The organism is Lentibacter sp. (assembly GCF_965658795.1).
GTDB lineage: Bacteria > Pseudomonadota > Alphaproteobacteria > Rhodobacterales > Rhodobacteraceae > Lentibacter.
Genome location: NZ_CBFHTG010000038.1, coordinates 1 through 2399, shown reverse-complemented (window position 1 = coordinate 2399; position 2399 = coordinate 1). Strand labels below are relative to the sequence as shown.

Below are 2399 nucleotides of genomic sequence, written 5' to 3'. Positions count from 1 at the left end.
AGTTGGCGGAGTGGTTACGCAGCGGATTGCAAATCCGTGTACAGGAGTTCGATTCTCCTACTCGCCTCCACCTTATTTTCTTGGATACGTCCTAATAATTGCACCCTCCTGATAGGGTGTGGCTTAGGCTGGTTTACACGCTGGCTTTCAGCGGCATGTTTGGCTGCGGATGTGTCGAGCACAAAAACGATCAATATCAAGACAAAGAGAACTACGAGGACAGCCCCTCACCGACCCGACACCGAGCCTTCATCATAAATGTGGTAGGGGCAAACCAACAGCGTTGGTGGGTCGTTGCTGGATATTCAGACGCTAGCCGAGCATTCGTCGTTGGCAGTCACGCAGCGGTACATCGAAGGAGATGGGGCAGCGCGGGTGAAGGTTGTGGAGTTGGTTTGAAGGCAGCATTTCGAAGTTACACAAAAATAATAAAGCCTGACAGTGAAGTCAGGCTTTATGTTTTTTTTGTCAGACTGCGATATTACTTAGTCGAGAAGGTCCAGATTTGGTAACCACCAGACTGCTTTCAACAAGCAACCGAAGCCCCGACATTATGCAGCTTTTCTTAGTCTTCTTGTATAATAAAGTAACGAGTATAACAGTTGGGCTCACCTTCAACAAAAATGTAGATATTACCACCAATGGGAAGCTCGCCACTGGTGTCACCATATTGGTAGTCTACTGTAACATCTATCTCTTTCGAACCGCCAAAAGTGTAATTCTCATCCCCGCCACGATTGTACAAATCATAGGTTCCTGTGGAGGGAAGGGCTATAAATCCTCTCAGATTATTATTTTCCTGACCACCAATAAGAAATGTATTTACATATCCTCCTGACAGGCTGCCGTCAGTTGTGAAAGGCGTAGCCAAAGGGTTGTCACAGGAGTTGTCGACGACTGCTTCGCCAGCTGCAGCCTTCACAATCACCCGCTCAGGCAGATAGCCAGGTCGCGTCATCACATCTGACAGCAGTGTTCTCGACGAACGCGCCATTACAGACAAGCCGCTCGCAGTTATTGCGCGACACGGTCGCGTTGCCTTGCCCGCCAAGAGGCATCGCAAAGGCTACAGCCAACCTGTTGTCATCTGTTATCGCACCAACGCGCCCGCCAATGCGTGTATAAATTGCCTCCAAAGTGCCTGCGCCAAGCGCCAAGCTTCCACCAAATCCGATTTGGTTTTCAGACATGTTGTGGTCGGCAAATACTTTAAAGCGCGTCGTTGCATTCGCTTGGTATCCGAGATCAAAGCTTGCTGTGAGGCCGTCGACACCTTCGGAGCCATCGTCCCAATCAAGCGTCTGATAACCTGCGCCAAAACCCATGGTCAGCGCATCAGAAACGTCTACGCTGCCGCTCAGCTCAGCACCCGTCGACTTGGCGCCGACAAAGTTATCTGTCGTTTCAGAGTCCACGTGGTAAACACTGAACGCATAATCAGCTGTTTCATAGGCAAGACCAAACTCGTTTTGCTTGACCCACTCTTGGTTTGCGTCCGTTCCGAACTCGAGGCGCTCTTGCAGCTGGCCTGCTGTCAAAACAACCTGACGTTCAGCGTCCAGTTCGAGACCGAAGTTCAACAAGACTTCGCGTTTGCGCTCCCCACCCGTCATAATCAGGCCGAGCGCGGACTTGTCTTGAAGCCTGAAACCAACAGCACCCGTCGCAGAGAAGCCAAGTTCTTCTGACCACTCAGGCGCAAACGAATACGCACTCATACCGGTGCGACCTGAAACGGTTGCAAGCTGGCTTATCTGCCCGATCACTTGGCCCTCAGTGAGCACAGTTGGGTCAAGACCATCAGCGAATGCGGCCACACTCACGGTAGACAGGGCAGTTGCGCCAAGAATGCGCGATAGGGTGTGTTTCATATTTACTTTGGCTCCGATGAAAAAATTCCATCACCGCTACCAACCAGACAGGCCGAACTAAAATTTTCTTTCGCGCTCAGTATTATCTTTTGGCGTTTGGAGCTCGCTTTAGCTCACAATTCACTTGTAGCGAGCTGAGGGCTTCTGGCCTCTAGACAGCGAATGGCGCACCAAGCCGTTCTTTGTATCGCGTCAGCGCAATGCCCATCATTTTGCAAAACTCGCGCCGTAGTGTTTCGGCAGATCAAAACCCACACAGGCTCCAAACATCAGAACGTGGAATTGCACCATTTTCCAGCAGTGCGGCAGCTCACAACACTCTTTCGGCTTTGAGCCAATTTAGCGGTGTTGCCCCTATCTCTTCGTGAAACTGGCGGGCCAGAGTACGCCCGCTTGTTGCTGCTGCGCGGGCCTTGCGTCCGACAGGCCAGTCTTCATCTATAGATGCGCGGCTGCACCGAGGAACAGGCAACAAGCGGTGAGGTGAACAGAAGCGCCAAAGCACCACGGCGTGACCAGTTGGTTTTT

At 51.5% G+C, this 2399-nt stretch carries 2 protein-coding genes; both read right to left on the bottom strand.

The annotated features are described in order from the left end of the window. Positions 1-565: 565 nt before the first annotated feature. Positions 566-922 (bottom strand): hypothetical protein, encoded by a 357-nt coding sequence (locus tag ACTG3X_RS14350; RefSeq protein ID WP_439111959.1) that lies wholly within the window; start codon positions 920-922, stop codon positions 566-568. A gap of 10 nt (positions 923-932) precedes the next feature. Then, positions 933-1871, bottom strand: a complete 939-nt coding sequence (locus ACTG3X_RS14345) for a hypothetical protein (RefSeq protein ID WP_439111958.1) — start codon at positions 1869-1871, stop codon at positions 933-935. Positions 1872-2399: the final 528 nt, after the last annotated feature.

Coding starts and splice junctions, on each gene's coding strand:
- ACTG3X_RS14345 (WP_439111958.1), bottom strand. CDS start 1,871: ATGAAACACACCCTATCGCGCATTCTTGGCGCAACTGCCCTGTCTACC.